Here is a 25,439-nt window from a genome sequence, read left to right as displayed (position 1 = left end):
TCCGGTCTTATAACGGCCGGTAGGCGCGGCGCCGTCCGGGCTGACAGTTATCCGCCAATATTGGGAAAAGATCGGAGTTTTCAACCATGGCGCAGGTTACCGAGACGCAGGTACTAGACGCACTGCGGACCGTGATCGATCCCGACAGGCAGGCGGACATCGTGAGTCTGAACATGATTTCCGGGCTGGTCGTCAAGGATTCCAACGTAGGATTTTCGATAGAAGTGGATCCGAAGCGCGGGCCGCAGCTGGAACCGCTGCGCCAGGCGGCCGAAAAGGCGGTGCAGGCGGTCCCCGGCGTCACCTCGGTGACGGCGGTGCTGACCGCCCACCGCGAGGCTCCCGCCGCCCCCTCCAGGCCGGCATCGGCCCCCGCCGCGGGCGGCAAGGCGCTGGTCCCGGGCGTGCGTGCCATTGTCGCGGTCGCGTCGGGCAAGGGCGGCGTCGGCAAGTCCACCACGTCGGTCAATCTGGCCCTCGGGCTGAAGGCGAACGGCCTCCGAGTCGGCCTGCTCGACGCCGACATCTACGGCCCCAGCATGCCGCGCATGATGGCGATCAACGGCAAGCCCAACTCGGCCGACGGCAAGACGCTCCAGCCGATGGAGAACTACGGCATCAAGGTGATGTCCATGGGCTTCCTGGTCGCCGAGGACACGCCGATGATCTGGCGCGGGCCGATGGTGCAGAGCGCGCTCCAGCAGATGCTGCGCGACGTCGCCTGGGGCGAGCTGGACATCCTGGTGGTCGACATGCCCCCCGGCACCGGCGACGCCCAGCTGACCATGGCGCAGCAGGTCCCGCTGGCCGGGGCGGTGATCGTCTCCACCCCGCAGGACATAGCCCTGCTCGACGCCCGCAAGGGGCTGAACATGTTCCGCCGGGTCGACGTGCCGGTGCTCGGCATCGTCGAGAACATGAGCTATTTCTGCTGCCCCAATTGCGGCCACCGCACCGACATCTTCAGCCACGGCGGCGCCCGGCGCGAGGCCGAGGCGCTGGGCATGGACTTCCTGGGCGAGATCCCGCTGGACATCGCGATCCGCGAGACCAGCGACGACGGCCAGCCGATCGTCATGTCCCGCCCCGACAGCGAGCACGCCAAGGTCTACCGCGAGATCGCGGCCAGGGTCTGGTCCAAGGTCGCGGGGCCGCAGCGGGGAACGCCGAAGATCGTGATCGAGTGAGGGGGACATCCTGATTTCCGGCCCGGTACCCGGGTCGGAAATCAGGGGGCGTCCACGAGCTCCACCTTGAGGCGCTTTCCTACCGCAAGCGCCGCCCGGCTGAGGACATCCAGGGAAACCGCGACATTCTCGGGGTGGAGGACGCGCTCCACTTGGCTGCGGCTGGTCTGCATCGCCTCCGCCATCGCGGTCTTCGTGAGATCGGTAGCCTTGCGCGCCTCCTCAAGCTCCCATGAGATCACGCGCTTGATGGCAGCGCTGTAGACTTCCTCCCGGCTGTCTACCGACTCCAGGAACGACTCGAAAGTGTCGCCGATCGGAGAAATGTCTTCCCCCTTCATGATTTCTGCCCCTTCCCGCTGCGCCTCAGGTAATCGGACCATCTGCGGCGTGCCACCGCGATCTCGTGACTCTGATCGTCCTTGCCTTGATGGCCATGCAGGAAAACCGCATGGTTGCCATCGATTCCGAAGTAAACGCGTGCCTCCACTCTGCCGCTTCGGATCGTGGAGCGAACTTTTCAAAGGCCGCCGCCGAAGGATTTGCGGACCGGCATGCCCACCGACCAGCAGAACTCCATATCGGCGATATCGCTGCCGATGATGTACCGTATAAGGTTCACCCGATCAGCAGGCTGTCGTCCGCCAACTGCTGGCCCCTGACGCGGCTGAACATCGCCAGCAGGTCGGGCACGTCGAGGCCGGCGCGTTCCTCGCCGCCGACGTCCAGCACCACCCTGCCCTCGTGCAGCATGATCGTGCGGTCGCCGTGGTCCAGGGCGTGGCGCATGGAGTGGGTGACCATCAGGGTGGTCAGGCCGTGGCCGGCGACGATCCGGCGGGTCAGGTCGAGGACGAAGTCCGCCGTCGAGGGGTCGAGGGCGGCGGTGTGTTCGTCCAGCAGCAGGATCCGCGATCCCGCCAGCGTCGCCATCAGCAGGCTGACCGCTTGGCGCTGGCCGCCGGACAGCAGGCCCATCTGGTCCTTCAGCCGGTTCTCCAGCCCCAGGCCCAGCTCCGCGATGCGGTCGCGGAAGCCGGCGCGCTGGCCCTGCCCGACGGCGGGACCCAGCCCGCGCCGCCGGCCCCTTGCTGCGGCGAGCGCCATGTTCTCCTCGATCGACAGGGTGGCGCAGGTGCCCGCCATGGGGTCCTGGAAGACCCGGGCGACCAGCCCGGCGCGGCGCGGCGTGGGCCAGCGGGTCACGTCGGTGCCGTCGATCGCGACGGTGCCGCGCTCGGCGATGACGTCGCCGGCCAGCGAGCCCAGGACGGTCGATTTGCCAGCCCCGTTGGAGCCGATCACGGTGACGAACTGGCCGCCCGGGATCGTCAGGTCGATGCCGCGCAGCGCGTGCTTCTCCAGCGGCGTGCCCCGGCCGAAGGTGACGTGCAGGTCCCTGACCTCGATCATCGCGCAGTTCCCTGTGTTCCGGGCTCCTGTCTTCCGGCCCGGAGGGGATTGCGCAGGCGCGGCAGGATCAGCGCGCCGGCCACCAGCAGGGCCGTCACCAGGTTCAGGTCGGACGCCTGGAGCCCGATGAAGTCGGCGTTCAGCGCCACCTGGATCGCGATCCGGTACAGGATGGAGCCGACGACGCAGCCGACCAGCGCCCACAGGATCACCCGGCTGCGAACCACCGTCTCGCCGACGATGACGGCCGCCAGGCCGATCACGATGGTGCCGATCCCGCTGGTCACGTCGGCGAAGCCGTTGGTCTGGGCGAACAGGGCGCCGGCCAGGGCCACCAGCGCGTTGCTCAGCGCCATCCCGGCATAGATGTGCAGGTCGGTCGAGACGCCCTGGGCCCGCGCCATCCGGGCGTTGACCCCGGTCGCCCGCATGGCGAGCCCGAACTCGCTGCCGAGGAACCGGGCAAGCAGCGCCACCACGACGGCGACCACGACCAGCACGAACAGCGGCCGGAGCACCGCGTCGGACAGGCCGAGCCCGTAGAACGGCGTCAGCACCGTGTCCTGGATGATGATCGCGACGTTCGGCCGGCCCATGATGCGCAGGTTGACCGAGAACAGCGCGATCATGGTCAGGATGCTGGCCAGCAGGTGCAGGATCCTGAAGCGCACGTTCAGGGTGGCGGTGACGATCCCGGCCAGCGCGCCCGCCGCCATGGCGGTCCCGGTGGCGAGCCACGGGTTCCAGCCCGCCACGATCAGGGTCGCGGCGACGGCGGCGCCCAGCGGGAAGCTGCCGTCCACGGTCAGGTCGGGAAAGTCGAGGACGCGGAACGACAGGAAGACGCCGAGGGCGACCAGGGCGAAGACCAGCCCCAGTTCCGCGGCGCCCAGCAGGGCTACGGTGCTCATGCCAGGGTCATCGATTCGAAATCCTCACTGGCCGACGACCTTGCTGGCCCGGGCGACCACGCTCTCGGGAAGGGCGATGCCCATCGCCGCCGCGGCCTTGGGATTGACGTACAGGTCCGTTCCCTCCGCCGACTTCACGGGAATGTCCCCCGGATTCTCGCCCTTCAGGATCCGGGCGACGATCTGCCCGGTCTGGCGCCCGACCTGATAGTAATTGAAGCCGACGGTCGCGACGGCGCCGCGCTGGACGCTGTCGGTGTCGGCCGTGAAGACCGGCAGCTTGTTCTGCGCGCCCACGATCAGCAGGGCTTCCAGGGCCGAGACGACGGTGTTGTCGGTCGGCATGTAGATTGCGTCGACCCGGCCGACCAGCCCGCGCGCCGCCCCCTGCACGTCGGCCGAACGGGTGGCCGGCGCCTCGACGACGGAAAAGCCGTGATCAGGCGCCAGCTTCTTCACCAGCTCCAGCAGGGTCACCGAGTTCGGCTCCCCCGGATTGTACGGGAAGCCCAGCCGTTTGGCGTCGGGCATGATCTCCCGGATCAGCGCCAGGTGGTCGGCCACCGGCGACAGGTCGGACAGGCCGGTCACGTTCCGGCCCGGCTTCGAAAGGTCGCGGACGAGCTGGGCGCCGAGCGGATCGGTCACCGCGGTGAACACGACCGGGATGTCCCGCGCCGCCGACACCACGGCCTGGGCCGACGGGGTGGAGATCGGCACGATCACGTCGGGCGCCTGCCCGACGAACTGGCGCGCGATCTGGACCGCCGTGCCGGGATTGCCCTGGGCGCTCTGGTAGTCGAACCGCAGGGTATCGCCGGGTTTCCAGCCCTGCTCGGCCAGTTCGTCGCGGACGCCGTCGCGGACGGCGTCCAGCGCCGGATGCTCGACGATCGCGGTGACCGCGACGCTCTTGCTCTGGACTTGCGCCTGGGCCGGGGCCAGGGCCGGCACGGCGCCGAGGCACGCCAGCGCCAAGGCGGCCCCGGCGATGCGGGAGATCTTCATCTTGCTTCCTCCTGGGGACCTTCTATCCCCTTAAAGCTCCGGGGAACGGCCGAGTTGCTCCATCAGCTCGCGCCATTCCCGCTTGCTCAGGCCGCTGTCCGCCTGGGCGACGGTCTCGCCGGAGAGCATGCGCCGGACGATGGCGAGGCCGGTCGCCGACAGGTTCGCCCCGCCCAGCCGGTATTCCCGGAACGCGTCCGCGGTCAGGGGAACCCAGCGTTCCAGGATGTCGATCATGACGTCGGCATAGGCCCGGATCTCGTACTGGGCATGGCTGTCGGCGCGCAGCCGCAGGAAATGCATCAGGTTGTGCAGATCCACCTTCCAGTACCACTGCGTATAGTAGTTCAGGGACAGGTTCATCCGCGCCAGCTCGCGCGCCAGCCCCGAGCGCGACGGGTCGAGGGGAGCCCCGTCCTCGTCCTGGTTCAGCATCTCGGCATAGCCGCGGTAGGCCCGCTCGCTGTCCTCGCGCAGCAGGTCCATGACGCGGGCCGCCTCGTCGCCCTGAAGCACCTCGCCGCGGCCCTGACGGTTGACGGTGCTCTGCGCGGACAGGTGCTGGGGCGCCGGGACGTAGAACTCCTTGTCCAGGATCGAGTAGCGCGCGCTGTACTCGTTGACGTTGGCCGTACGGTGGCGGATCCACTGCCGCGCCACGAAGATCGGCAGCTTGACGTGGTACTTGATCTCGCACATCTCGAACGGGGTCGAATGCCAGTGCCGCATCAGGTAGCGGATCAGGCCGGCATCCTCGCTGACCTTCCGGGTGCCGCGGCCGTAGGACACGCGGGCCGCCTGGACCACCGCCGAATCGTCCCCCATGTAGTCGATCACGCGCACGAAACCGTGGTCGAGCACGGGGAAGGCCTCGTAGAGGATGTCCTCCAGCGCGGGCACGGTGGCGCGCCGGGTCGGCACGGCCTCGCTGCGCAGGTGGGCGATCTCGTCGCGCTGTTCCGGGGTAAGCGGCATGTTATCTCCGGCGTTCGTTGACGGCCGCACTCTAGCGCCTGGACTTGTCCGAGACCATAGCGAGCGGGAATGTCGCGGACCCCGGGGCGGCTCCCCGCAACATCGCCCCTTTATTCTCACGATCGCAGAGCCTATATTCGAACTGTCGGGTAGCACCCGGCTATGGCGATAAACGTCATGTGGAATAAGCGTTGCGGACCCGGGGGCGGCACCCGGCGCCTCCACCAGATCCATCTGTCCGCCGGTACCGGACGGGCAGGCCTACGGGGGCGAATCAGGATCGACGCGCGTGGTAAAGGCATGATTTTCGCCCGGCATGGTACCGCCGTTATCGGGCTGATTTTACAAGTGCCAACGACAACCGTATGGCTCTCGCTGCCTAACCATGGGTAAGCGCGGTCCGGGGGGCGCCGGGCAACAGAAGCCCCCCACTTCATTTGATGCTGTGTCCGGCAGCGATTTGATTAAAGGTTGAGGCGGCGCCCGTAATGGCAACCGAGTACCTGCGATACGACAAGATGGTCGAGAACGCCCTGCGCGGTGTCGTTCGGGAAGCCCTGCGCCAGGCGGCCGAACGCGGTCTGCCGGGCAACCATCACTTCTACCTGACCTTCCGCACCAACGACGCGGGCGTCCAGATCCCCGACTACCTGCGCGGCCAGTATCCCTCCGAGATGACCATCGTGCTCCAGTACCAGTTCTACGGGCTGGAGGTCGAGGACGAGAAATTCGGCGTGACGCTGAGCTTCAACAACGCGCATGAGCGGCTGATCATCCCGTTCGCGGCGATCACCACCTTCGCCGATCCCTCCGTCACCTTCGCGCTCCAGTTCCAGCCGCTGAGCAGCCAGGAAGGCCCGACGAGCATGGAGGAGATCGAGGAGGAAGTGACCGAGGAGGCCGAGCGCCAGGCGGCCAAGGCCGGAGGCGCCAAGCAGGCCGATGACGGCAAAATGGGCCAGGTCGTGGCCCTGGACTCCTTCCGCAAGAAGTAACACCGCGTCGTGGCCGGGCCGCAAGGGCCGGACCACGAAGACATGATCGCGAGGATAGGCAGGGGCACCGCAGCAGCGGTGCCCCTTTCGCGTTTCCACCGCCCGGCACGGCGAAGATTGGTCCCGCTCCCCAAATATCGCGGCGCAAGCGCCCGTACTACCCCTTGAGAATTCCGGGAAGCGACTTTCCCTGGAGCGAAGCAGAGGGTACCCATAGACCGGCAGTCCTCGCGAGGACTGCCGAATACTGTGAAAGTCGTATGAAGAACCCTTTTCCGCACCCGTGCGGAAATCAAATGCGAAAGCCGCCATGCCGCGCTTCGAGACCCCCAGCCCGCTGACCCGTATCCTGCACCTGGATGCCGCGCTGGCGCGCAGCCGCTGGGCACGGGTGGCGGTCGTCGTCCTCGCCCTGACGCTGACCCTGGCCATGGCCTACCTGCTGGCCGGCAAGCGCGAGGTGATCGCCGCGGACACCCGCGACTACCTCGCCTTCTCCCCGCTCCGGGTGTTCGGCTACCCGACGTTCCTGGTGATGATGCAGGCGATCGGCGACGTCAGGATCACGTCGGTCGTGGTGCAGACCGCCCTCTACTTCGCGTCCAGCGTCTTCCTGGCGCTGACCGTGCTTAGCGCGTCGCGCTCGCTGGCCCTGACCCTGGCGCTGACGGTCCTGCTCTACGGCAACATCGTCACCACCACCTACAACTTCATCGCCGTCACCGAATCGCTGATCACCTCCTCGGCCATGGTGGCGCTGGGCGCCCTGCTCCAGTTCTACCGGACGCGCCGGCTGTCCTGGTTCGCCGTGATCTGCGCGGTCGCCGTCTTCAACATCGTGATCCGGCCGGCCGGGCAGGTCTACCTGCCCTTCCTGGCGGTGGTGGCGGTCTATGCCTGGCTGGCCCTGCGGGTCAGCCCGATCCGCATGGCGGCCTCCATCGCGGTCGCCGCGCTGGTCAGCTACGGCTCCATCAACGCGGTCAATTACGCGGTCCACGGCTTCACCGGGACGAACAGCAACCACGGCACCGGCCTGCTGGGCAAGGCCATGCTGCTGGCGCCGAAGCATGTCGACGATTTCGCCGGAACGCCGCTCCAGGACGATGTGGCCGAGCTGGCGGCCATCATGGAGCCGGTCGTCACCCGGCTGGACCGCATGGAGGACCCGCGGGCCCGGACGCTGGTCTCGCAGACCTACGTGAACTACCTGCGCTTCGGCGTCCTGTTCCCGACCTATCGGGAACGCCACGGCCATGCCGACGGCTGGGACCGCGAACTCCATGTCCGCGACATCGCCGGCGCGATCGTGGAGAAGGACCCCCTCGGCTACCTGGAGCTCTCGTTCCGGGAGTTCATGGCGCTGGTGACCCTCGCCCCGATCATGACCGCTTCGGAGGCGGAGGCCGCCCGCGCCGACGTCGAGCGTCAGGCTCCGTGGCCTTATGACGGCGACGAGAGCTGGGAATACGAGGCGGGGCCGCGGCTGCTGAAGATGGAGGTCGGCATCGGCACCGAGCAGCGGGGCACCGCGACGGTGATCGCGTTCCGGGCCGTCTATTACGGCTTCTACGTCATCGGCATCGGCGCAGCCTTGGTGATGGTGGTCACCATGGTCCGGCGCCGGCCGGTCAGCTGGGAAATCCAGATGATCGGCTCCTGCGCGATCCTGTATGGCGGGACCATCACCATGACCGCGCTGGGCGATGTCGGCGGCGTGCGGTACCTGGTGCCGATCTGGCCCTGCATCGCCGTGTCGTGGATCTGCGCCGCCGGCTGGCTCAAGGAGATGGCGCTGGCCGGCGGGCGGAACCATGCCGAAGGCTATGCTCCCGCCGGGCCGTCTACCCGCCGCGCCGTGTCGTAGGGCGGCGGGCCCAAGCAAAAAGGGCGCGGCCATCAAGCCGCGCCCCTTTCGCAGATCCCGGGGAACCGGGATTCGCCCATCAGGAATTGATGGAGATCGACCCGATCTGGGTGTTGTCGCTGACGTCGCCGCCGAGCGCGCCCGCCGCGGTCGAGCCGGAGAGGGCGTCACCGCCGGTGGCCGAGGCGCCGGCCGTGTTGAAGCCCAGGCCGCCGGCCGACGCGATGCCGCTGGCGCTGCCGCCCAGGCCCGTCGAGGTCGAACCCGAGTAACCGAGAGCGTCGCCACCGGCCTTGCCGCTCTGCTCGATACCAACATTGGTGCTCATGTGAATCTCCCGACCTATGAAAGGTTTTGTGGATCGCTGGGCCCAGCGGCTTCTCCGCCGGCATTTCCTATGGAGCAAGCGCCGTGCCAATTCGGGGTTACCCCGTCCGGCGCGCGGGCGGCCACGGGAATCCTCGGGTGGCGTCGGCCGGGAGGCTCCGCGACCGGTCCAGTCGCGTGGACGCCGTCAAGGAAAGCTGGACAGTGCCGCGCGGGCGGCCGGGATTCAGGCCGGGACCAGGGTGCGCAGCCGGTCGGCGAGGACCTTCAGGACATCGGCATCGACCGTCTCGTCGAACTTGCGGGCGAAGAACGCCGGCGAGGCCAGGAGGTCCGGCAGGTCGTCCATGGTCAGGACCTTGGGATTGCCGGAGTTGCGCACCCACTTGATCATCCGCTTGTTGTCCCGGTCCACCGTGCCGGCGAACGGGCTCGACATCATCATGGTCTGGAACCAGGATTCATGCGGATGCTTGACGCGGCGGAACCAGCGCAGGATGTCGTGGGCGACCGGCGCCGCCGCCGCCCACTCGCAGAATGCGCGCGTCAGGATATGCCAGCCGTCGCCGTACCATTCGTTCCGGAATGTCCGGGGCTTGGGATAGGGGATCGGCAGGCGCCGCAGCTTGCCGCCCATCTCGACGCAGACCCACCGGAAGCGCCGCCGGAAATGCGGCTTGGTATCCGCCAGCGGATGCACGCGCATGTGGTTGACGCCCGGCCGGGCCGCCAATCCGGCCAGCATCTCGTCCCGGGTCCTGAGCGGGAAGTCCTGGCCCGTGATGTTGATCATGTGGGTCCAGCCCTTCCGGCCGAGCAGCGCGTTCATCGCTTCCCACTCGGCCTGGCACAGGCCGAAGCCGCCCCAGTACACCGGCACGGGCTTCACGAAGACGATGTTGGAGCGCCCTTCGGCGACGCGGGCGAACTCCCGGTGGACCTCGGGAGGGGTCTTGGCGTCGACATGGATCGCGAAGTGATCGTCGGGATGCCACAGCGCATCGATCAGCCGGGCGAACTGCGACGGCTGCTTGTAGGCGGTGATGACGTAGGCGAGTGACATCGATTAGCTCCGCTGCCTCAGCCCGGCCTGGGGGCTGAAGACCCGCCCCTCCGGCGCCGAGATATCCACCAGGCGTTCGAACCCGTCGGTCATCCTGTCGACCGTGAACAGTTGCGCCCGGGCCCGCGCCCGCTCCGCCATCAGCGCCCGCAGCGCGGGGTCCCGCACCAGCGCTTCGAGCGACCTCGTCCAGGCCCCGTCGTCGTCGAGCGGCAGCAGGTCGCCCACCGCATCCTCCCCCGATCCGCCCAGCGTCTCGACCTGGGCCGGGATGTCGCTGGAGACGATGGCGAGGCCGGCATGCATGGCCTCCAGGACGGCGTTGCTTTGCCCCTCGAACAGCGTCGGCATGGCGAAGATGTCGGCGGCGCGCAGCAGGTCGGGGATGGCGGCGCGGGCGACCTCGCCCAGGAAGATGACCCGGGACGTCACGCCCAGGTCGGCCGCCAGCCGCTCCAGCTTGCCCCGGTCGTTGCCGTCGCCGGCCAGCACCAGATGCCCCGCCGACAGGGACGGCAGGACGCGGAGCAGCAGGGACTGGTTCTTCTGCTCGGCCAGCCGGCCGATGTTCAGGATCAGCGGCCCGCCGGCCGGCAATCCGAACCTGGCCCGCGCGGCCGCGGGATCCAGCTCCGAGGACCGCCAGTCGATGCCGTTGTGGACCACCGTCAGGTGCCGGCGGTAGGGCTGCGGGTAGGCCGCGAAACTGTCCACCACGGACTGGGAATTGCCCACGTTGGCGGTATAGCAGCCGAGCGTTCCCGCCAGCCTGTCGAGCCGCTGCATCCAGGGGGTATAGGTCCAGGAGGGATTGCGCTGGGACGCGACGCGGCGGGGCACCCCGGCGAGCCGGGCCACGGCCTGCCCGAACCCGTTGGCCAGCGGCAGGAAGCTGATCACCGCGTCGGGTCGATGCGCCCTGAGTTGGCGGAACAGCCGGACCATGAGCTGCAGGTACCCGACGGCGCCCGGCGAGCGCACGGGCAGGAGCACCCGGATGTTGTCCTCGTTCCGGTAGAGCGGCGATTTCTCGTACAGAAACCACGTTTCCACGTCATGGCCGCGGCTGCGGAGGCTGCGCCCCAGCCGTAGCAGCGCCTCCTGGGCGCCGCCCTGGTCCATGTGGGTGATCAGCAGGACCAGCCGCAGCCTCGGCGTCGTCGCATTCATCGGCCTTGCTCCCGGGAACCGACCCGCCCGGTTCCGAGCGCCAGGTCGAGGTAAGTGTCGACCGCACGGTCGAGGGTGAACTGCCCGACCTTGCACGCCATCGCGTTCGCGGGAATGGGATCGTCGAGGGTCCGCGCGATCGAGTCGGCCAGCGCTTGGTCGTCGTCGAGGGGAACCAGCGCGCCGAGCTTGCCGTCGTCCAGGATCTCCCGGGTGCCGCCCGGACAGTCGGTGGCCACGACGGGCGTGCCGCAGGCCATCGCCTCGACCAGGACGGATGGCAGCCCCTCCCAGCGCGAGGACTGCACGAACACGGCCGCCCGCGACATCAGCGCGTAGGGATTGGGCTGGAAGCCCGGCATCGCGACATCCGCGGCCACGCCGAGCCGTTCGGCGAGCTGCTCCAGGTCGTCGCGCAGTTCCCCCTCCCCCAGGATCATCAGACGGGCGGGCCGCCGGGCGCGCAGCAGGGCGAAGGCGCGGATCAACGCCGCGAAATCCTTGACGTCGACCATCCGCCCGGCCGCCAGGACGACGGGCGGCTCGCCCGGCCGGAACCAGGGATGGTCGCACGGCTCGCCCGCCTTGGCGTAGAGATCCGGCGTCACGATGCCGTTGTGGACCACGTCGATCCGGCTCCCGGGCATGCCCGAGAACCGGGCGAGATCCTCCGCGACCCCGCCCGAGACGGCGACGATGCGGGACGCCGTGGGGTACAGCCAGGGAACCATCCGGTAAGCGAGCCTGACGGTCGAAGACGAATTGGAGCGGAAATTGCGAGTGATCTGGCTGTGCTCCGTGACGATCATCCGGGTGCGGGTCCGCGCGAACCTGGCCGCAAGCAGCGCCCCGACATTGACATGGACCAACGCCGAGAGCATGGCCGCCGGCCGCTCCCGCCGGAGATAGCGGGCGAGCGACGCGACGCTGTTGAGGGTGCGCCGGGTATTCAGCACCACGAGGCGCACGCCCGGGGGGATCGCGTCGAGGTAGGCGCCCTCCCGGCGGATCAGCACCAGGTCGACGGGGTGGGAGCGTTCCGCGATGCCAGCGGCGAGGCGCAGCATCACCCTCTCCGCGCCGCCTCCATGAAGATCCTGGAGAAACAGGGAAATCTTGGGCGCCACAGGCGCGGATACGGTCATGATGCCAGTCGTCGTTACGTGAGGTTTGAACTGCCCCGGAAATGGGCGATCAGGGACCGTGGAGTCCCAATGATGAATGGTGCGATGGTGCCCATTATTCACCAAAGCGCCACGGCTATTTAGCCCTACCCGGAGTGGGCACCCATTGATGGCACGCCTTCGGCGACCTTTTGCCATGCCAGAGCCATATATAGAAACTAAAATACTCGTATAATGACCAGCTGTAGTGGGGCTGAAACCCTTGCCGCACTGCAAAACGATCTGGACACACCGAATGGATGGCAAATATAATCTATGCAATCGCATTGCGCATTGGTGCTAACCATTTACCCCTTAGGGGTAACGTTTGCCACCATTTTGCGACGTCTTCCGGACGCAATGGAAGACACCCGGCATTTCACTGAACATTGCCTGACAAGGTGATGTTCTTTCTGCAGTGCTGCACGCGCGTGTAAAACTACCGGATATTACCGATGAACAAGCTTTTGACGCCGGACCGCCAAGAGACCGACCGGCATGATTGGACCACTCACGAGGAAGGGCCGTCGCGAAGCGCCCCGACGCTCGGGCTGGGCGACCTGCTCATGGTCCTGTCACGCCGGAAATACCTGCTGCTGGGCACGATCTTCATCGTGACCCTGCTCGGCATCGTCAATGTCTACATGATGACGCCGCTCTATACCGCCGACACCTCGGTCATGGTGGATCCGCGCGAACAGCGGGTGGTCGACGTGGAGGCGCTGGTCAGCGGCGCTCCCGCGGACCAATCGACGATCGAAAGCGAAATCCAGGTCATAAGGTCGGACGAGCTCGCGATGCGGGTGATCCGGCAGCTCGGCCTGGACCGGCTGGCGGAGTTCAATCCCCGCGTCGCGGCGGAGCAGAACGCCGACAGCTTCAAGCTGCCGAGCCTGCGCGACCTGCCGCCCGTCCAGTGGGTCAAGAGCCTGCTCGTCACCGAGGAACCGGTGGTTCCGGACCCGGCCGCGGAAGAGGCGCGCCTGCAGACCTCGATGCTCACCACGTTCCTCAGCCGCCTCAGCGTCTCGGCGGTCGGCCGGTCGCGCGTGCTGACCATCAGCTTCACGTCCGAGAACCCGACGCTGGCCGCCAGCGTGGCCAACACTGTCGCGTCGCTCTACATCACCCAGCAGCTCGAACAGAAGTTCGATGCCCGCCAGAAGGCCAACGCCTGGCTGGGCGAGCGCCTGACGCGGCTGCGCGAGGAGGTCGAGACGGCCGAGCGCGCCGTCGAGACGGCGCGGGCGGGCCTGGGCGTCGTGCAGGGCCGGGACGCCGGCCTGGTCAACGAGCAGCTGACCCAGCTCAACACCCAGCTCGTGATGGCCCGGGCGGAGAACAACACCACCCAGGCCCAGCTGCGCAGCGTCGAGAGCGCGGTCAGGGCACGCGGCGTGCGCGCCGTGTTCGACGTGGTCGACTCGACCCTGGTCAGCGGGCTCCGCGCCCAGGAGGCGACGCTGCGCCAGCGCGAGGCGGAGCTGCTGAACAACCTCGGTCCGCGCCATCCGACGATCGTGGACCTGAAGTCGCAGATCTCCGCGATCGCCGGCGAGATCAACAACGAGGCCGAGAACCGGCTGCGGGCGCTTCGGGCCCAGGCGTCCGTGACCCAGCAGCGGGTCACCTCGCTCGAGCAGTCCATGTCCAGGCTGGAACAGGAGGCGGGCCGCCTGAACCAGTCCGACGTCGAGATCCGGGCTCTCCAGCGCGAGGCGGAAGCCAACCGCGCCCTGTTCGAGAACTTCCTGGCCCGCTCGAAGGAGACCCAGTCGGTCGATCTCGAGCAGCCCAACGCCTGGATCGTCTCGACGGCCAGCGCCCCGCTCGGCCCGTCCTTCCCGTCCAAGCCGCTGTTCGTGGCGGTGGCGCTAGTGCTGGCGATCGGCCTGGGCCTGATCCTGGTGTTCCTGGCCGAGCAGCTCGAACGCGGGCTCCAGACCCAGGAAGACGTCGAGCGCCTGCTGCGCATGCCGTCGCTGGGCATGATCCCGCTGGTCCGCCGCGGGCGTCTGACCCGCAAGGCTCCGCAGGACTACGCCCTGGACAAGCCGGCCTCGGCCTATTCCCAGGCGGTCAAGAGCTTGTTCACCTCGCTGATCATCGCCCACCAGCGCAAGGGCAGCGGCAACATCGTCATGTTGACCTCCGCGGTTCCGGGCGAAGGCAAGTCGTCGCTGGCCGCGACCCTGGCCCGCGTCATCGCCATCGCCGGCCGGCGCGTGCTGATCATCGACTGCGACCTGCGCCGCCCCAACATCCACCGGACGCTGGGCCTGCCCAACCAGCTCGGCCTCGCCGATTTCCTTCACGGGGACGCGACGCTGCCCGACGTGATGCGCACGGACACCCGCACCGGGGCCGACGTGATCACGGCGGGATCGCCGACCGACTATCCGGAGGAGACGATCCGCAACCCGCTGTTCGACCAGATGCTGTTCAACCTGCGTCCGCAATACGACCTGATCCTGCTCGACGCGCCGCCGGTGCTGCCGGTGTCGGACACGCGCATCCTGGCCGAAAAGGCCAGCCAGACGGTGGTCGTCGCCAAGTGGCGCCGGACTCCGCGCAAGCTGGTCCAGCTCGCGATCCGGCAGCTCGGCGACGCCGGGGCCAACATCGCGGGCGTGGCGCTCAACCAGGTCGACACGGCCAAGGCGGCGCGCTACGGCTCGGGCGAGGTCGAGTACTACATGGGCCGGCGCGGCAGCTACTTCAAAAACTGAACCGGCCCGTGATCTCTCACCGGCAAGTATCTTATTCCATCGGGAAAGCGGTATGACTCTGGGCTTCAAGTCGAGCGACATCTTCGGTGTGAAGGTGACGCCGACAACCATGGACGATCTGTTCACCCTGATGGATCGTTCTATCGCCGCGGAGGACAAGGTTGTCATCGCCAGCCTGAACCTCCACGGCATGTACAAGCTGTTCAAGGACGACGTCTTCCGTGCCCTGCACGAGGACGACAAGACCTGCGTCCATATAGACGGCATGCCGATCGTCTGGCTGGGGCGCGCGGCGGGGCTCGACCTCGACGCGAGCCACAGGACAGGCTGGATCGACTGGTTCCTTCCCCTGATGGAGCGCGCCCAGCGCTCCGGATGGCGGATCTACTATCTGGGCGGCACCTCCCGCGTGCTGGCCGACGGGTTGGCGCGCCTGCGCCGGGACTACCCGGACCTGGCGATCGACGGGCACGACGGTTACTTCGATGCCCGCCGCGGCAGTCCCGGCAATACCGCCGTGGTCGAGCACATCAACGCTTTCCGGCCCCATATCCTGATCGTGGGCATGGGGATGGGACGCCAGGAGCACTGGATCTCGGAAAACCGGGCCGACCTGAAGACGAACTGCATCGGCACCTGCGGCGCCTGCATGGAGTATTTCGCGGGAGCCGTGCCGACCGCGCCGCGCTGGCTCGGTCCGCTGGGGCTGGAGTGGCTGTACCGGCTGCTCAGCGATCCGAAGCGGTTCTGGCACCGCTACCTGGTGGAGCCCTGGATCGTCGCCTGGTACCTGGCCACCGGGGCCGGCCGACGCCGCGCCGCGGCCAGGACGGATCGGTAGGCGGCCGGCCCCGTCGGGGCCGCCGACGCCGGGCATCGACGCGAAGGGCGCCGGACCTGCTGGTCCGGCGCCCTTCGTGCGTTCCGGCGGAACCCGGAAACAGGTTCCGGGAAGCCGCGGGTCAATGCCTGTTCATGTCTCGGGGCCTGTTCATGTCCCGGGGCCTGTTCATGTCCCGGGGCCTGTTCATGTCTCGGGGCGGGCGCTTTCGAAGCGTCGGATCAGGCGCCGTCGGCCTTCACGACGATCCACACGGTCCGCATCAGGACGTGGAGGTCCAGCCAGATCGAGTAGTTCTCGACATAATAGACGTCCAGCTCGATGCGCCGCTCGAACGTCGTGCGGTGACGCCCGGACACCTGCCACAGGCCGGTGATCCCCGGGCGCACGCGGGACAGGACCTCCTGCTGGTGCGGATACTTGATCAGCTCGTGCGGCATGTAGGGACGGGGGCCGATCAGGCTCATGTCGCCGACCAGCACGTTCCACAGCTGGGGCAGTTCGTCGAAGCTGAGCCGCCGCAGGATCCGGCCGAACCGGGTGACCCGCGGGTCGTGGGTCAGCTTGTGGTACATCTCGTATTCGCGCCGCAGGACCGGATCGGTGGCGAGCAGTTCCTTCAGGCGCTGCTCGGCGTCGGCATGCATCGTCCGGAACTTCAGCGCCGGGAACGAGCGGGAGCCGCCGGCCCAGCGGGCCTGGCGGAACAGCAGCGGACCCTTCGAGTCGAGCTTGATGCCGACCGCGATCAGGAGGAGCAGCGGCGTCACCAGGATCAGCAGGAGGGCCGAGGTCACGATGTCGAAACCGCGCTTGATCAGCGGCGTGATGCTGGCGCCCAGCGGGCGCCTCACCTCCAGCGACAGCAGGCCGGACAGGTCCCGCACCCGGGTATTGACCGTCTGGACGCCGATCCATTCGGGCACCACCAGGATCGTCGAGAACGGCAGGTTGCCGATCATCTCGTTCAGCCGCTCCGGCTGTTCGCGCGGAACCGCAAGGATGCCGACCGACGCGTAGCGCACCAGGCGCTCGTCGGTCGTCTTCCCGCCGGGGGCGACGACCGGCAGGCCCTCGACCGTGGTGCCCCACAGGTTCGGGTTCTCGTCGATGAAGAGGACCGGATTGTATCCCAGATGCTCGTTCTGGCCGAGCCGGCGGACGATGTCGATGCCGGCCTGGCCGGTGCCGACCACCACGCAGGGGCGGCCCCACAGGCGCAGGCGCATCAGCACGCCGCGGCCCAAGGCATCGGAGATCCAGATCAGTACGCCGAGCACCAGCAACGCCGCGAGCAGGCCGTTATTGAACCAGATCGCCTCGTTGAACTGCAGGTCGACGATGGTGATGCCGACGACGGTCCCGATCAGGATCATGAACTGGCGGCGCAGGCGCTCCACCGGCGACATGCCGTAACCCGGATACAGGCCCACCATGGCCTTGAGGATCGGCACGACGAGCAGGGCGCCCGCCAATTCCTGGGCATGCAGGGTTGGATTGAACAGGAAAGTCGTGGGCGCGGGGCTGATGAGGCCTATGCCGATATGGGCTACGAGTACAGCCAGGAAGACGGTCGTCACGTCCACGAAAAACAGAAACAGGGCGGGCTGCAAGGATCGGAACTGACCCCGGGTCCGCACGGCAGGACCAGATCTAACGGAAATCTGGAAGTCATTGAGCATTCTGAAATTCCCCGCACCGGTAGCCGAGGGTCAGCAAACCGGCTGATTTACGTCGACCCAACGAACATGAGATCGAGAACCTCCGCATAGCGTAGTACTATAATGCACCGCAACAATCACATGATCTCAATAAAGGGTAAACACGAAATGACATCCCCCTTCGGGCAATAAGGATGTAAGCCCGTTGGAAAGCTTCATTTTTGTCTCGAGACCCTAAAATTTGTCTTTCTGTTTGCCCGTTCCGCGCCACTGTACTCTGCGCTGAACTTGATTGGGCAGGCATCTCATACTTATCTAAAAACCGGAAGTCATCCAGTTCCCTTTCCGGATTACGCTCCATTGCGTTGACCTACTGTTGCAACGAAGCCGCTATCGAAGATTTGCATTTTCTTAGAACACCCCGGAGCGAGCCTTGATCCGCGGTAAGGCGGCGGCACTCCCAATGCGTTGTACGTCGCCTGGGAGTACCACCGCGGACGGAGCGTTCCGGATGCCGTGCGGTGCATGGCATCCGGCGGTGCGTACGAGAACGCCCGTCAGGGCTTGTGCCCGACCGTGTCGGCGACATAGGCGTCGCGCTGGCCGAGGGGCTTGACCGCGCCCGTCGTGGTGTCGCGTGCGGTCTGGTGCTCCATCTCGGCGTTCAGCTCGGCGCCGAGCAGGACGGCGTAGGCGGAGAGGTTGAACCACAGCAGCAGGATGACGACGGCGCCCATCGTGCCGTATGTCTCGTTGTAGTCGGCGAAGTTGGAGACATAGACCGAGAAGGCGACGGACCCCAGGATCCACATCAGGGTCGCGATGGCCGCCCCCCAGCTCACCCAGCGCCATTGCGGCGTCTCGCGGTCGGGCCCGTAGCGGTAGAGCACGGCGAGCGCCACCATGACGGCGACCGCCAGGATCGGCCAACGCGCCAGCCGGACCACCCATTCCACCGTTTCGCCCAGGTTGAGATACCCGATCACCGCGGGCAGGCCCACCACGACCGCCAGGGTGACGATCATGAACAGGACCATCGCGATGGTGAGCGCCAGCGCGATCGCGTTGAGCCTGATGAAGCTGCGGCCCTCGGTCTCGTCATAGGCGATGTTGAGCGCGGTTATGACCGCGTTGACGCCGCGCGACGCGCTCCACAGGGTCAGCGCGATGCTCACCAGGACGCTCAGGCCGAGCTGGCCGCCGGACGCCGCGGCGACCGAGCTCAACTGGCCCACGATGATCGAGCGGGCCTGCTCCGGGATCACGCCGGACACGGCCTCGAAGTTACGCTGCACGTCGGCCGGGTCCGCCACCAAGCCGTAGATGGAAACGGTCGCGGCGAGGATCGGGAAGATCGCCAGCATCAGATAGAACGCGACTCCGGCCGCGATCATCGAGATATTGTCCTTGTCGGTCTCCTCCTTGACCCGCCACAGCACGTCGCGCCAGCCGGTGCGGGGCAGTTCCCCGGGGCTCCTGGCGGTCCGGCCTCGGCCGTCCTCGCGTGCCAGCGCCTGGTCCTGCCCGGCGCCGCGGTTGCGCCCCTGGCTGGGGCCGACATAGCGGTCGGCCATGGCCTCCCGATGGGCGCTCTTGCTCAATCCCAACATGCTCTGCCCCTGATCAACTCGTCGCGCCCTTGAGCGCACTCATGCGGTTGTGGATCTGCTGGATGGCGTGGAAATGGGCGCCGACAAGCACGCGGGTCTCTTCCGGCAGGTCGGCGTGGAGCGCCATGCGGAAGGCTTCGAGCGCGGAATCCTCGCCGTTCTCGATGCCGGCGATGATGGCCGAGGTCTCGCCCGTGACCAGGGCCCGGCGCAGTTCGCTCCAGGCCGGATGAAGCCGGCCCGGCGGCGTCGTGCCCGCCTGCGGCATGGCGCCGTGGCGACGGACCTCCTCCTCCAGGGCGGCGGCGGCGCGGTCGTGCTGCTGCGCGATCTCGCGCACCATGGCCTGGACCTTCGGGTCGGCGATCTTCGTCTCGGCCTGCCGAAGCCCGTCGACGCCCTGGAGCGTGACCGCGATCAGCGGCGACAGCACGTCGGAGATGTCGGCCGGCCCCAGCCGGCTGATCCTGCGCCCGGCCGTCCCGTCCGTCTGTTGCTGCTGCTGCGACCGCCCCATGGCCACGGCGAGCCACAGGGCGCCGATGCCGATCATGACGACCGGGATCGGGTTGTTGCGGATCGCGTCGCCCAGGCGGCTCGGATTGCCGCGCATCACGTCCTTCACCAGATCCACCGCCCCGGAGGTCAGCTGGCCCGGCGACAGCCGGAACTCCAGCTCGTCCAGCGTCTGGTCCATGCGCGCGCGGATTCCCGCGATATCGCGCTCGATGTCCTCGGGGCTGCGGTTGGCCGCACCCTGGTCGGAGCCGGACTCCGACCCCGGTCTCCCGGTCGCTCTCAGATCGTCGTTGTCGTCGCTGCGGTTCATCCCGTCAAACTCCATGCCCCATTTGCCGCAAATCAACACCAGCGGAGGGTCAGTGTTCCGGGAGCGGGGCCGCCGGACCGCCCGGAGCGTTTGTCCGGGGCCGCCGATTCCGTTATGGAAGGCCCATCTTCAGCGACACAAGCGATCCGAGGCGGCGATGACTTTCGATGTGGAACGGGCGCGGGCCGAGACGCCCGGAACCCGTCACGTGACCCACTTCAACAATGCAGGCGCCGCCCTGCCGCCGCAGCCGGTGCTCGACGCGGTCGCCGCCCATCTGGACCTGGAAGCCCGCATCGGCGGCTACGAGGCGGAGGCGCAGGCCCGCGACGGCATCGAGCGCGTCTACGACTCGGTCGCCGCCCTGCTCGGCTGCGGGCGGGAAGAGGTGGCGCTGGTGGAGAACGCCACGGTGGGGTGGGATATGGCCTTCTATTCGCTGCGGTTCGAACCCGGCGACAGGATCCTGACGGCGATGGCGGAGTATTCGAGCAACTTCATCCCCTATCTCCAGGTCGCCCGGAAGACCGGCGCGGTCATCGAGGTGATCCCCAACGACGCCCTGGGACAGCTCGACGTGGCGGCCCTGGCGGACAGCGTGGACGACGAGGCGCGCGGACCGGCGAAGCTGATCTCGATCACCCACATCCCGACCAACGGCGGCCTGGTCAATCCCGCCGCGGCGGTCGGGCGGATCGCCCGCGCCCGCGGCATCCCCTATCTGCTGGATGCCTGCCAGACGGCGGGACAGATGCCGATCGACGTGGACGAAATCGGCTGCGACATGCTTTCGGCGACCGGGCGCAAGTTCCTGCGCGGGCCGCGCGGCACCGGCTTCCTCTATGTGCGCAAGGGGCTGCTGGAGCGCCTGGAGCCGCCGATGATCGACAACCACGCGGCCACCTGGGTGGCACCCGACCGCTACGAGCTTCGCCCCGACGCCCGGAGGTTCGAGAATTGGGAAAGCAACGTCGCCGCCAGGATGGGTCTGGGCGCCGCCGTGGACTACGCGCTGAACTGGGGCCTGGATGCCATCTGGGAGCGGATCAGGAGCCTTGCCGACCTGCTGCGCGGCCGACTGGCATCCCTGCCCGGCCACGAGGTGCGCGACCTGGGCGAGACCCGGTGCGGCATCGTCACCTTCACCGCCCCGCGCCCCGCCGCCGAGATCAAGCGCGACCTGGCGGCGCGCGGCATCAACGTGTCGGTGACGGCCGCCCCCTCGACCCGGCTCGACATGGAGGCGCGCGGCCTCGACGAGATGGTCCGCGCCTCGGTCCATTACTACAACACGGAGGAGGAGATCGACCGGCTGGTCGCGGCGCTGCGCTGACGCGGTCTCCGGGGAATCCCCTCAGCCGACCGGCCGCCACCAGTCGGCGACGGCGCGCCGCCGCGCCTCCTCCAGACGGTCGCCGCGGAGCACCAGGCGAAGATGGATCTCCGGCCGGCCGCGCCGGCGCGACTCGACGACCAGGTAGAGATGCGTCCAGGTGCCCAGGCCGCGGTGGACGGCGGCGAAGACCCACTCGTACCGGTCGGGCTCCCGCGCGGTGGCGCGGCTGCCGCCGGTGATCAGTTCGATGCTGTCGTCCGGGCCGCACAGGGGAATGGTCGCGGGAGCGACCGGCAAGCGTTCAGACATGAATAAACCCTCCTGGCTCAAGTGCCGAGGAGGGCTGACGCGGCGGCTCGTTCCCGATTGATTGCCGGTCCAGGCCGCATCGTCCCCCGAAAGGGACCACCACCTTGCCCGGGTCGGCAGGTTGGTGTCGGGCGCCAGCCCAACTCTTGATGCTGGCTCTCCTGTATCCTGCCGATGGCGACATGCGCAACCGTTTTCCCCGCGGCATGGGTATGCGTCAAAACACCCCTTTATAAAGAACTATGGCGAAAACCTGAAAAATCCGATAACTTGGCCGTGTATCGCTGGACCTGGAGCGACGCCGTGGTTTCCACCTCCCCCATCTCACCCGAGCTGATGCGCACCGCGCCCAAGGTGCGGGACCTGACGCCGCAGACGCAGGCGTTCAACCAGGAGATCAACCGGCAGGTCAGCGACACCAACGGCGGCATGAAGGTCAACGCCAAGACGGAGCCGCTGACCGGCATCACCAGTTCGATCGTCGGCGAGGACCGCCGGGCGGTCCAGGAAACCAACGCCTCGACCAAGCCGGGCGCCCGCGTCCCGGCGCTCACCGGTGCCACCAGCGCCTTCGTGACCGAGATGAAATCGGCCGACCAGAGCAACGTCGAGAGCATGGCCGCGGCAGGCGCCCGCGCGCGCACCCTCGGCCAGGGTCCCGGCGGCGGCCGACTCGACCTGAGCGCCTGAGTCGAACCGCCCGTCAAGCCGCCCGCCGATCCGTTCGACCTTCTTGCGCTGTACCCCGGTGCTATTGTCGGGGGAGAATCCGTTTACCATGGTCAGTGCCCTGCAACATGGCAGCGCGGAGAGGAACCGACACGATGGCCCAGCATACGGACACGCCGACCGGGAGCACGCTGCCCCGACGCCTGAAGGCGATGGACCTGATTCCCGACCTGATCCCGCTGGCGGGCGCCCGGATCGTCGATGTGGGCTGCGGCGAGGGCGCACTGGTTCGGGCGCTGGCACGCCGCGGCGCCCATGTCATCGGCATCGAGATCCTGGACGAGGCGCTCTCCAAGGCCAGGGCGGCGGAACCCGTCGCGGGCGAGCGCTACGTGAAGGGCGTGGGCGAGGACCTGCCGCTGCCCGACAACAGCGCCGACGCCGTCGTCTTCATGAACAGCCTGCACCATGTGCCGGCAGCCCACATGGGCAAGGCGCTGCGCGAGACCGCGCGCGTCCTGAAGCCAGGCGGCCTGGCCCTGGTGAACGAGCCGGAACCGACCGGCGGATATTTCCAGCTCACCAGGCTCCTGGACGACGAGACGGAGGTCCGGGCCCTGGCCTATGCGGCGGTGAAGACCGTGGACGCGCTGGAACAGGTGGATGAACTGTTCTACCTGAATCCGGTGAAGCACGAGGATTACCAGAGCTTCGCCGACCGCATGGCCGGCATCGATCCGACCCGTTCCAGGCTGATCCGCACCCGCGACGCGGAACTGCGCGAGCTGTTCGAAACCTTGGGGGAGCGGCGGGAGGGTGCCTGGTGGTTCGACCAGCCGGCCCGGATCAACCTGCTGCGAAAGCCGACACAGTGACTGAACCGCGTACCGAGACCGAGCTGCCTTTCGTCGATTACCAGTATCCCGCCAAGGACCCCGCCGGACGCCGGATCGCCATCATCGGCGAAGCGCCCGGCGCCGAGGAGGCCCGCACCGGCAAGCCCTTCGTCGGCGCCAGCGGCCGGCTGCTGGACGAGAACCTGAAGTCCGTCGGGCTGGAGCGCGCCGCCTGCCTGATCGGCAACACCTTCCGCTACCAGCCGCCGGGCAACAAGGTGACCCACTTCTTCTCGTCCCGCACCAAGGCGCGCAAGATGGGCGTCGAGGTCGCGGAGGACCTGGGTCCCATGGGCACCTCCGACTACTGCCTCGCCCGGTACGCCGGCGAGGTGGAGCACCTGCGCCGGACCCTGGCCGAGGTGAAGCCCGCCGTGATCATCGCGCTCGGCCGCACGCCGATGTGGGCGCTGACCGGCCAGAGCGGCATCACCGCGCTGCGCGGCCAGGAACTCCCCTGCCGCCTGTTCGCCGACGCGATCGTGATCCCGACCTTCCATCCCAGCTACATCCTGCGCGGCAACCGCATCGAGGAACCCCTCTTCCACGCCGACGTGAAGCTGGCCGCGGAGCGGGCGGGATGAGAGTGCCGAGGTGTCGCGGCGGAGCCTGCCGCGGCACCATTTGACTTTTGAATTACCCAAAAAGTGTTATATGAATGATTATCACCCTTGCCGGTGGTGGAGTTGCAAATCTCTGTAATTACCCAATAAACTGATTTCTAGCGAAGCGATGTCCAAGCGCACAGTGAATCCGAAGCGGTCGATCCGACCCGCCCCTCTGACGACCGAGGAAAAATGTTGGTTGGACGGCATTTCGACCAAGGTCGGATACGGCGGCAATCCAATGCATAAGCGCAATCAAGGCGATTTCCGGCTAGACCCACCCAGCGATGGCCGCCAGCACAAGACATTGTGCGACAGGGCGAAAGTCTTTACCAGGGCCGAAGCCACCCGCCTCTTGAAGCAGGGCGCCGCGTACGGGTTGGTCAGCGACGCCATGAAAGGTGACTGGCCGAAGAACATCTGGGCGGTTGCTCAAAACGGTGAACCCGTCGAAGCGATCCTGGAGAATGAAACCCAGGGCATCTATCATGGCTATTCCATGGGTGATAACGATCCCATGGCCGCCAGCGTACGACAGAGATGGAGCGCGGCGACATGCCGGTAGGTTTCGCTATCGATGCCCAATGGCAGGCATGCGGGCACGGCCTAGCCGAGGATCGCGCGACGGCCGCCAAGCTTCGCATCGCCTTCGACGAACTTGTGGCGACCCGGGTTGAAAGCGACTGGTCGCACGAGGTCCAGGATCGTGTCCATGTGTCGGCCTATCCCTTGGCGATGTGGTTGGCGGTAAACTGGTGGCGGCTTCGCTGGGAACCTTACCCTGCGACCGGCGTCCCCTCCCCGTCCTGGCGCATGGCCCACGAAGTCGCGGCGGCGGGCCATGGTTTTCTGTGGCCGCGCTTGGCCTTCGCCAGCGACGGACCGACCGTGGAAGCGGTATGCCATGCATCACGGCAGAACTCCGGGGAGCCGGTTCGCTATCTGTCCGATTTCCGGTGTGCAGTGCCGGCGACGTCCTTCGAAGCGGCCGTAGATGATTTCGTGGCTGAGGTGATTGCCCGCCTGGACACTTGCGGCGGCGTCGGTCGGGACCTGTCCACGCTCTGGGAAGAGGTCAAGGCCGAGCGCGGCGATCCGGCGGAAAGTGTCCGGCGCCGCTTGGAGGCGCGCCTTGGATACGATCCGGACGAGGCGCCGGAGGAGATACTTGCCCACTTGCTGGATCTTTCCGGCGAAGCCGGGGAGGCTGCATTGGACGAGATCGCGCCCGCCTTGTCCGGGAGCGCGACCGGGATCGAGGATGCCATCAGAAAGACGGTCGTAGCGGCGCATGGGAAAGGCGTCCGGGTGGCCGTAGACCTCCCTTCCGCGTTGCGTCAGCATGGCGTTCCAGATGGGACGCCCCCGTGGGACTGGGGCAGGAGCCTTGCCGGCGCGGCCCGGAAAGCTTGGCGGCTACCGAGCGACGGCATTTCCAACGAGGATCTGGCGAGGCTCTTGGATGCTCCGAAGAAGGCATTCCTGCCGGACTCGGCCCATAACCCCGGCATCCCGTTCGGCTTGGCTGTACGGGAAGACGACGGCGCTCACCTCAAACTGGTCTTTGGAAAACGGAACGCTCCGGGCATCCGGTTCGAAGCCGCGCGCTTCCTGGCCGACCACCTGACAGCCCCGGAATCGGACGCTTGGCTTCCGGCGACCAGAACGAAGACGGTCCGCCAGAAGATGCAACGCGCATTCGCTGCGGAACTCCTGTGCCCGATCAAGGCGCTGGACTCGTTCATGGGCGGCGACTACTCGGACGACCGGATGGAGGAGGCTGCAGAGCATTTCGGCGTCTCCGTGCTGACGGCGAAGAGCCACTTGGCTAACCACGATCTCATCCCGCCGGAAATGGTCAGGGTCTGACCGGCA

24 protein-coding genes, 1 other RNA gene and 1 riboswitch are annotated in these 25,439 nt (G+C 67.4%); of the genes, 12 read left to right on the top strand and 13 right to left on the bottom strand.

Annotated features, from left to right (window positions below; genetic code table 11):
- Window positions 1-86: 86 nt before the first annotated feature.
- Window positions 87-1,187 carry an iron-sulfur cluster carrier protein ApbC gene (gene apbC / locus JL101_RS03650; protein WP_203098467.1) on the top strand — a complete coding sequence of 367 codons (1,101 nt, stop codon included), beginning with the start codon at window positions 87-89 and terminating at the stop codon, window positions 1,185-1,187.
- Between the two features lie 41 nt (window positions 1,188-1,228).
- Here apbC and JL101_RS03645 read toward each other — a convergent pair whose 3' ends face one another.
- The 5 genes from JL101_RS03645 to thyX all read right to left on the bottom strand — a co-directional run bounded on the left by JL101_RS03645 (window position 1,229) and on the right by thyX (window position 5,494).
- Window positions 1,229-1,528, bottom strand: coding sequence for an XRE family transcriptional regulator (locus JL101_RS03645; protein ID WP_203098469.1), 300 nt, complete (start codon window positions 1,526-1,528; stop codon window positions 1,229-1,231).
- Window positions 1,529-1,805: 277 nt separating this feature from the next.
- Entirely contained in the window at window positions 1,806-2,600 is a 795-nt protein-coding gene (locus JL101_RS03640) for an ABC transporter ATP-binding protein (RefSeq protein ID WP_203098470.1), read from the bottom strand.
- Entirely contained in the window at window positions 2,597-3,511 is a 915-nt protein-coding gene (locus JL101_RS03635) for an ABC transporter permease (protein ID WP_203098472.1), read from the bottom strand. Before JL101_RS03635 ends, JL101_RS03640 begins: the two co-directional genes overlap by 4 nt.
- Window positions 3,512-3,535: 24 nt before the next feature.
- Window positions 3,536-4,519, bottom strand: a complete 984-nt coding sequence (locus JL101_RS03630; RefSeq protein ID WP_203098474.1) for an ABC transporter substrate-binding protein — start codon at window positions 4,517-4,519, stop codon at window positions 3,536-3,538.
- Between the two features lie 30 nt (window positions 4,520-4,549).
- Window positions 4,550-5,494: an FAD-dependent thymidylate synthase gene (gene thyX / locus JL101_RS03625; RefSeq protein WP_203098475.1), complete on the bottom strand. Its 945-nt coding sequence runs from the start codon at window positions 5,492-5,494 to the stop codon at window positions 4,550-4,552.
- Between the two features lie 105 nt (window positions 5,495-5,599).
- Between thyX and ssrA the strand changes: the two genes are divergently transcribed.
- The 3 genes from ssrA (at window position 5,600) to JL101_RS03610 (ending at window position 8,356) form a co-directional block, all read left to right on the top strand.
- Window positions 5,600-5,927, top strand: a transfer-messenger RNA (tmRNA) gene (gene ssrA / locus JL101_RS03620).
- A 55-nt stretch (window positions 5,928-5,982) separates the two neighbouring features.
- On the top strand, window positions 5,983-6,489 hold the full coding sequence (locus tag JL101_RS03615) for an SspB family protein (RefSeq protein ID WP_203098476.1): 507 nt from the start codon (window positions 5,983-5,985) through the stop codon (window positions 6,487-6,489).
- A 310-nt stretch (window positions 6,490-6,799) separates the two neighbouring features.
- Window positions 6,800-8,356 carry a hypothetical protein gene (locus JL101_RS03610; protein ID WP_203098477.1) on the top strand — a complete coding sequence of 519 codons (1,557 nt, stop codon included), beginning with the start codon at window positions 6,800-6,802 and terminating at the stop codon, window positions 8,354-8,356.
- A 79-nt stretch (window positions 8,357-8,435) separates the two neighbouring features.
- Here the strand turns inward: JL101_RS03610 and JL101_RS03605 are convergent, their stop codons facing one another.
- The 4 genes from JL101_RS03605 to JL101_RS03590 all read right to left on the bottom strand — a co-directional run bounded on the left by JL101_RS03605 (window position 8,436) and on the right by JL101_RS03590 (window position 11,983).
- Window positions 8,436-8,684 (bottom strand): hypothetical protein, encoded by a 249-nt coding sequence (locus tag JL101_RS03605; RefSeq protein WP_203098478.1) that lies wholly within the window; start codon window positions 8,682-8,684, stop codon window positions 8,436-8,438.
- Window positions 8,685-8,909: 225 nt separating this feature from the next.
- Window positions 8,910-9,746 (bottom strand): beta-1,6-N-acetylglucosaminyltransferase, encoded by an 837-nt coding sequence (locus JL101_RS03600; protein ID WP_203098479.1) that lies wholly within the window; start codon window positions 9,744-9,746, stop codon window positions 8,910-8,912.
- 3 nt (window positions 9,747-9,749) lie between these two features.
- Window positions 9,750-10,916 (bottom strand): glycosyltransferase family 4 protein, encoded by a 1,167-nt coding sequence (locus tag JL101_RS03595; RefSeq protein ID WP_203098480.1) that lies wholly within the window; start codon window positions 10,914-10,916, stop codon window positions 9,750-9,752.
- The gene (locus tag JL101_RS03590) at window positions 10,913-11,983 is read right to left on the bottom strand and encodes a glycosyltransferase (protein WP_203098481.1); all 1,071 of its coding nucleotides are present in this window, start codon (window positions 11,981-11,983) and stop codon (window positions 10,913-10,915) included. The genes JL101_RS03595 and JL101_RS03590 overlap by 4 nt, the downstream gene beginning before the upstream one ends.
- Before the next feature lie 551 nt (window positions 11,984-12,534).
- Between JL101_RS03590 and JL101_RS03585 the strand changes: the two genes are divergently transcribed.
- Together JL101_RS03585 and JL101_RS03580 are read left to right on the top strand one after the other, a co-directional pair.
- A complete protein-coding gene (locus JL101_RS03585; protein ID WP_203098482.1) occupies window positions 12,535-14,808 on the top strand; it encodes a GumC family protein in 2,274 nt (757 codons plus the stop codon).
- A gap of 52 nt (window positions 14,809-14,860) precedes the next feature.
- The gene (locus JL101_RS03580; protein ID WP_203098483.1) at window positions 14,861-15,649 is read left to right on the top strand and encodes a WecB/TagA/CpsF family glycosyltransferase; all 789 of its coding nucleotides are present in this window, start codon (window positions 14,861-14,863) and stop codon (window positions 15,647-15,649) included.
- Between the two features lie 221 nt (window positions 15,650-15,870).
- Here JL101_RS03580 and wbaP read toward each other — a convergent pair whose 3' ends face one another.
- The 3 genes from wbaP to JL101_RS03565 all read right to left on the bottom strand — a co-directional run bounded on the left by wbaP (window position 15,871) and on the right by JL101_RS03565 (window position 19,749).
- Complete coding sequence (gene wbaP / locus JL101_RS03575; protein WP_203098484.1) at window positions 15,871-17,229, bottom strand: undecaprenyl-phosphate galactose phosphotransferase WbaP; 1,359 nt, start codon at window positions 17,227-17,229, stop codon at window positions 15,871-15,873.
- A 638-nt stretch (window positions 17,230-17,867) separates the two neighbouring features.
- The gene (locus JL101_RS03570) at window positions 17,868-18,920 is read right to left on the bottom strand and encodes a YihY/virulence factor BrkB family protein (protein ID WP_228435266.1); all 1,053 of its coding nucleotides are present in this window, start codon (window positions 18,918-18,920) and stop codon (window positions 17,868-17,870) included.
- Window positions 18,921-18,933: 13 nt separating this feature from the next.
- On the bottom strand, window positions 18,934-19,749 hold the full coding sequence (locus tag JL101_RS03565; protein ID WP_203098485.1) for a PA2169 family four-helix-bundle protein: 816 nt from the start codon (window positions 19,747-19,749) through the stop codon (window positions 18,934-18,936).
- A gap of 157 nt (window positions 19,750-19,906) precedes the next feature.
- Between JL101_RS03565 and JL101_RS03560 the strand changes: the two genes are divergently transcribed.
- Entirely contained in the window at window positions 19,907-21,082 is a 1,176-nt protein-coding gene (locus JL101_RS03560; RefSeq protein WP_203098486.1) for an aminotransferase class V-fold PLP-dependent enzyme, read from the top strand.
- A 21-nt stretch (window positions 21,083-21,103) separates the two neighbouring features.
- Here the strand turns inward: JL101_RS03560 and JL101_RS03555 are convergent, their stop codons facing one another.
- Window positions 21,104-21,394: a hypothetical protein gene (locus JL101_RS03555; RefSeq protein ID WP_203098487.1), complete on the bottom strand. Its 291-nt coding sequence runs from the start codon at window positions 21,392-21,394 to the stop codon at window positions 21,104-21,106.
- Window positions 21,395-21,441: 47 nt separating this feature from the next.
- Window positions 21,442-21,552, bottom strand: a riboswitch (SAM-I-IV-variant riboswitch).
- Window positions 21,553-21,664: 112 nt separating this feature from the next.
- Between JL101_RS03555 and JL101_RS03550 the strand changes: the two genes are divergently transcribed.
- From JL101_RS03550 to JL101_RS03530, 5 genes are all read left to right on the top strand, one after another.
- Entirely contained in the window at window positions 21,665-22,084 is a 420-nt protein-coding gene (locus JL101_RS03550; RefSeq protein ID WP_228435265.1) for a hypothetical protein, read from the top strand.
- Between the two features lie 134 nt (window positions 22,085-22,218).
- On the top strand, window positions 22,219-22,938 hold the full coding sequence (locus JL101_RS36480) for a class I SAM-dependent methyltransferase (protein WP_323374707.1): 720 nt from the start codon (window positions 22,219-22,221) through the stop codon (window positions 22,936-22,938).
- The gene (locus tag JL101_RS03540) at window positions 22,935-23,543 is read left to right on the top strand and encodes a uracil-DNA glycosylase (protein ID WP_203098490.1); all 609 of its coding nucleotides are present in this window, start codon (window positions 22,935-22,937) and stop codon (window positions 23,541-23,543) included. The genes JL101_RS36480 and JL101_RS03540 overlap by 4 nt, the downstream gene beginning before the upstream one ends.
- 220 nt (window positions 23,544-23,763) lie before the next feature.
- Entirely contained in the window at window positions 23,764-24,129 is a 366-nt protein-coding gene (locus JL101_RS03535) for a hypothetical protein (RefSeq protein WP_203098491.1), read from the top strand.
- Window positions 24,120-25,433 carry an ImmA/IrrE family metallo-endopeptidase gene (locus JL101_RS03530; RefSeq protein WP_203098492.1) on the top strand — a complete coding sequence of 438 codons (1,314 nt, stop codon included), beginning with the start codon at window positions 24,120-24,122 and terminating at the stop codon, window positions 25,431-25,433. Before JL101_RS03535 ends, JL101_RS03530 begins: the two co-directional genes overlap by 10 nt.
- Window positions 25,434-25,439 lie beyond the last annotated feature (6 nt).

Origin of the sequence: Skermanella rosea (assembly GCF_016806835.2) — a bacterium.
GTDB lineage: Bacteria > Pseudomonadota > Alphaproteobacteria > Azospirillales > Azospirillaceae > Skermanella > Skermanella rosea.
This window is presented reverse-complemented; position numbering and strand designations above follow the sequence as displayed.

Coding starts and splice junctions, on each gene's coding strand:
- thyX (WP_203098475.1), bottom strand. CDS start 5,494: ATGCCGCTTACCCCGGAACAGCGCGACGAGATCGCCCACCTGCGCAGC.
- JL101_RS03605 (WP_203098478.1), bottom strand. CDS start 8,684: ATGAGCACCAATGTTGGTATCGAGCAGAGCGGCAAGGCCGGTGGCGAC.
- JL101_RS03635 (WP_203098472.1), bottom strand. CDS start 3,511: ATGAGCACCGTAGCCCTGCTGGGCGCCGCGGAACTGGGGCTGGTCTTC.
- JL101_RS03640 (WP_203098470.1), bottom strand. CDS start 2,600: ATGATCGAGGTCAGGGACCTGCACGTCACCTTCGGCCGGGGCACGCCG.
- JL101_RS03570 (WP_228435266.1), bottom strand. CDS start 18,920: ATGTTGGGATTGAGCAAGAGCGCCCATCGGGAGGCCATGGCCGACCGC.
- JL101_RS03600 (WP_203098479.1), bottom strand. CDS start 9,746: ATGTCACTCGCCTACGTCATCACCGCCTACAAGCAGCCGTCGCAGTTC.
- JL101_RS03565 (WP_203098485.1), bottom strand. CDS start 19,749: ATGAACCGCAGCGACGACAACGACGATCTGAGAGCGACCGGGAGACCG.
- apbC (WP_203098467.1), top strand. CDS start 87: ATGGCGCAGGTTACCGAGACGCAGGTACTAGACGCACTGCGGACCGTG.
- JL101_RS03585 (WP_203098482.1), top strand. CDS start 12,535: ATGAACAAGCTTTTGACGCCGGACCGCCAAGAGACCGACCGGCATGAT.
- JL101_RS03530 (WP_203098492.1), top strand. CDS start 24,120: ATGCCGGTAGGTTTCGCTATCGATGCCCAATGGCAGGCATGCGGGCAC.
- JL101_RS03630 (WP_203098474.1), bottom strand. CDS start 4,519: ATGAAGATCTCCCGCATCGCCGGGGCCGCCTTGGCGCTGGCGTGCCTC.
- JL101_RS03560 (WP_203098486.1), top strand. CDS start 19,907: ATGACTTTCGATGTGGAACGGGCGCGGGCCGAGACGCCCGGAACCCGT.
- JL101_RS03590 (WP_203098481.1), bottom strand. CDS start 11,983: ATGCTGCGCCTCGCCGCTGGCATCGCGGAACGCTCCCACCCCGTCGAC.
- JL101_RS03615 (WP_203098476.1), top strand. CDS start 5,983: ATGGCAACCGAGTACCTGCGATACGACAAGATGGTCGAGAACGCCCTG.
- JL101_RS03610 (WP_203098477.1), top strand. CDS start 6,800: ATGCCGCGCTTCGAGACCCCCAGCCCGCTGACCCGTATCCTGCACCTG.
- JL101_RS03580 (WP_203098483.1), top strand. CDS start 14,861: ATGACTCTGGGCTTCAAGTCGAGCGACATCTTCGGTGTGAAGGTGACG.
- JL101_RS03645 (WP_203098469.1), bottom strand. CDS start 1,528: ATGAAGGGGGAAGACATTTCTCCGATCGGCGACACTTTCGAGTCGTTC.
- JL101_RS36480 (WP_323374707.1), top strand. CDS start 22,219: ATGGCCCAGCATACGGACACGCCGACCGGGAGCACGCTGCCCCGACGC.
- JL101_RS03595 (WP_203098480.1), bottom strand. CDS start 10,916: ATGAATGCGACGACGCCGAGGCTGCGGCTGGTCCTGCTGATCACCCAC.
- JL101_RS03555 (WP_203098487.1), bottom strand. CDS start 21,394: ATGTCTGAACGCTTGCCGGTCGCTCCCGCGACCATTCCCCTGTGCGGC.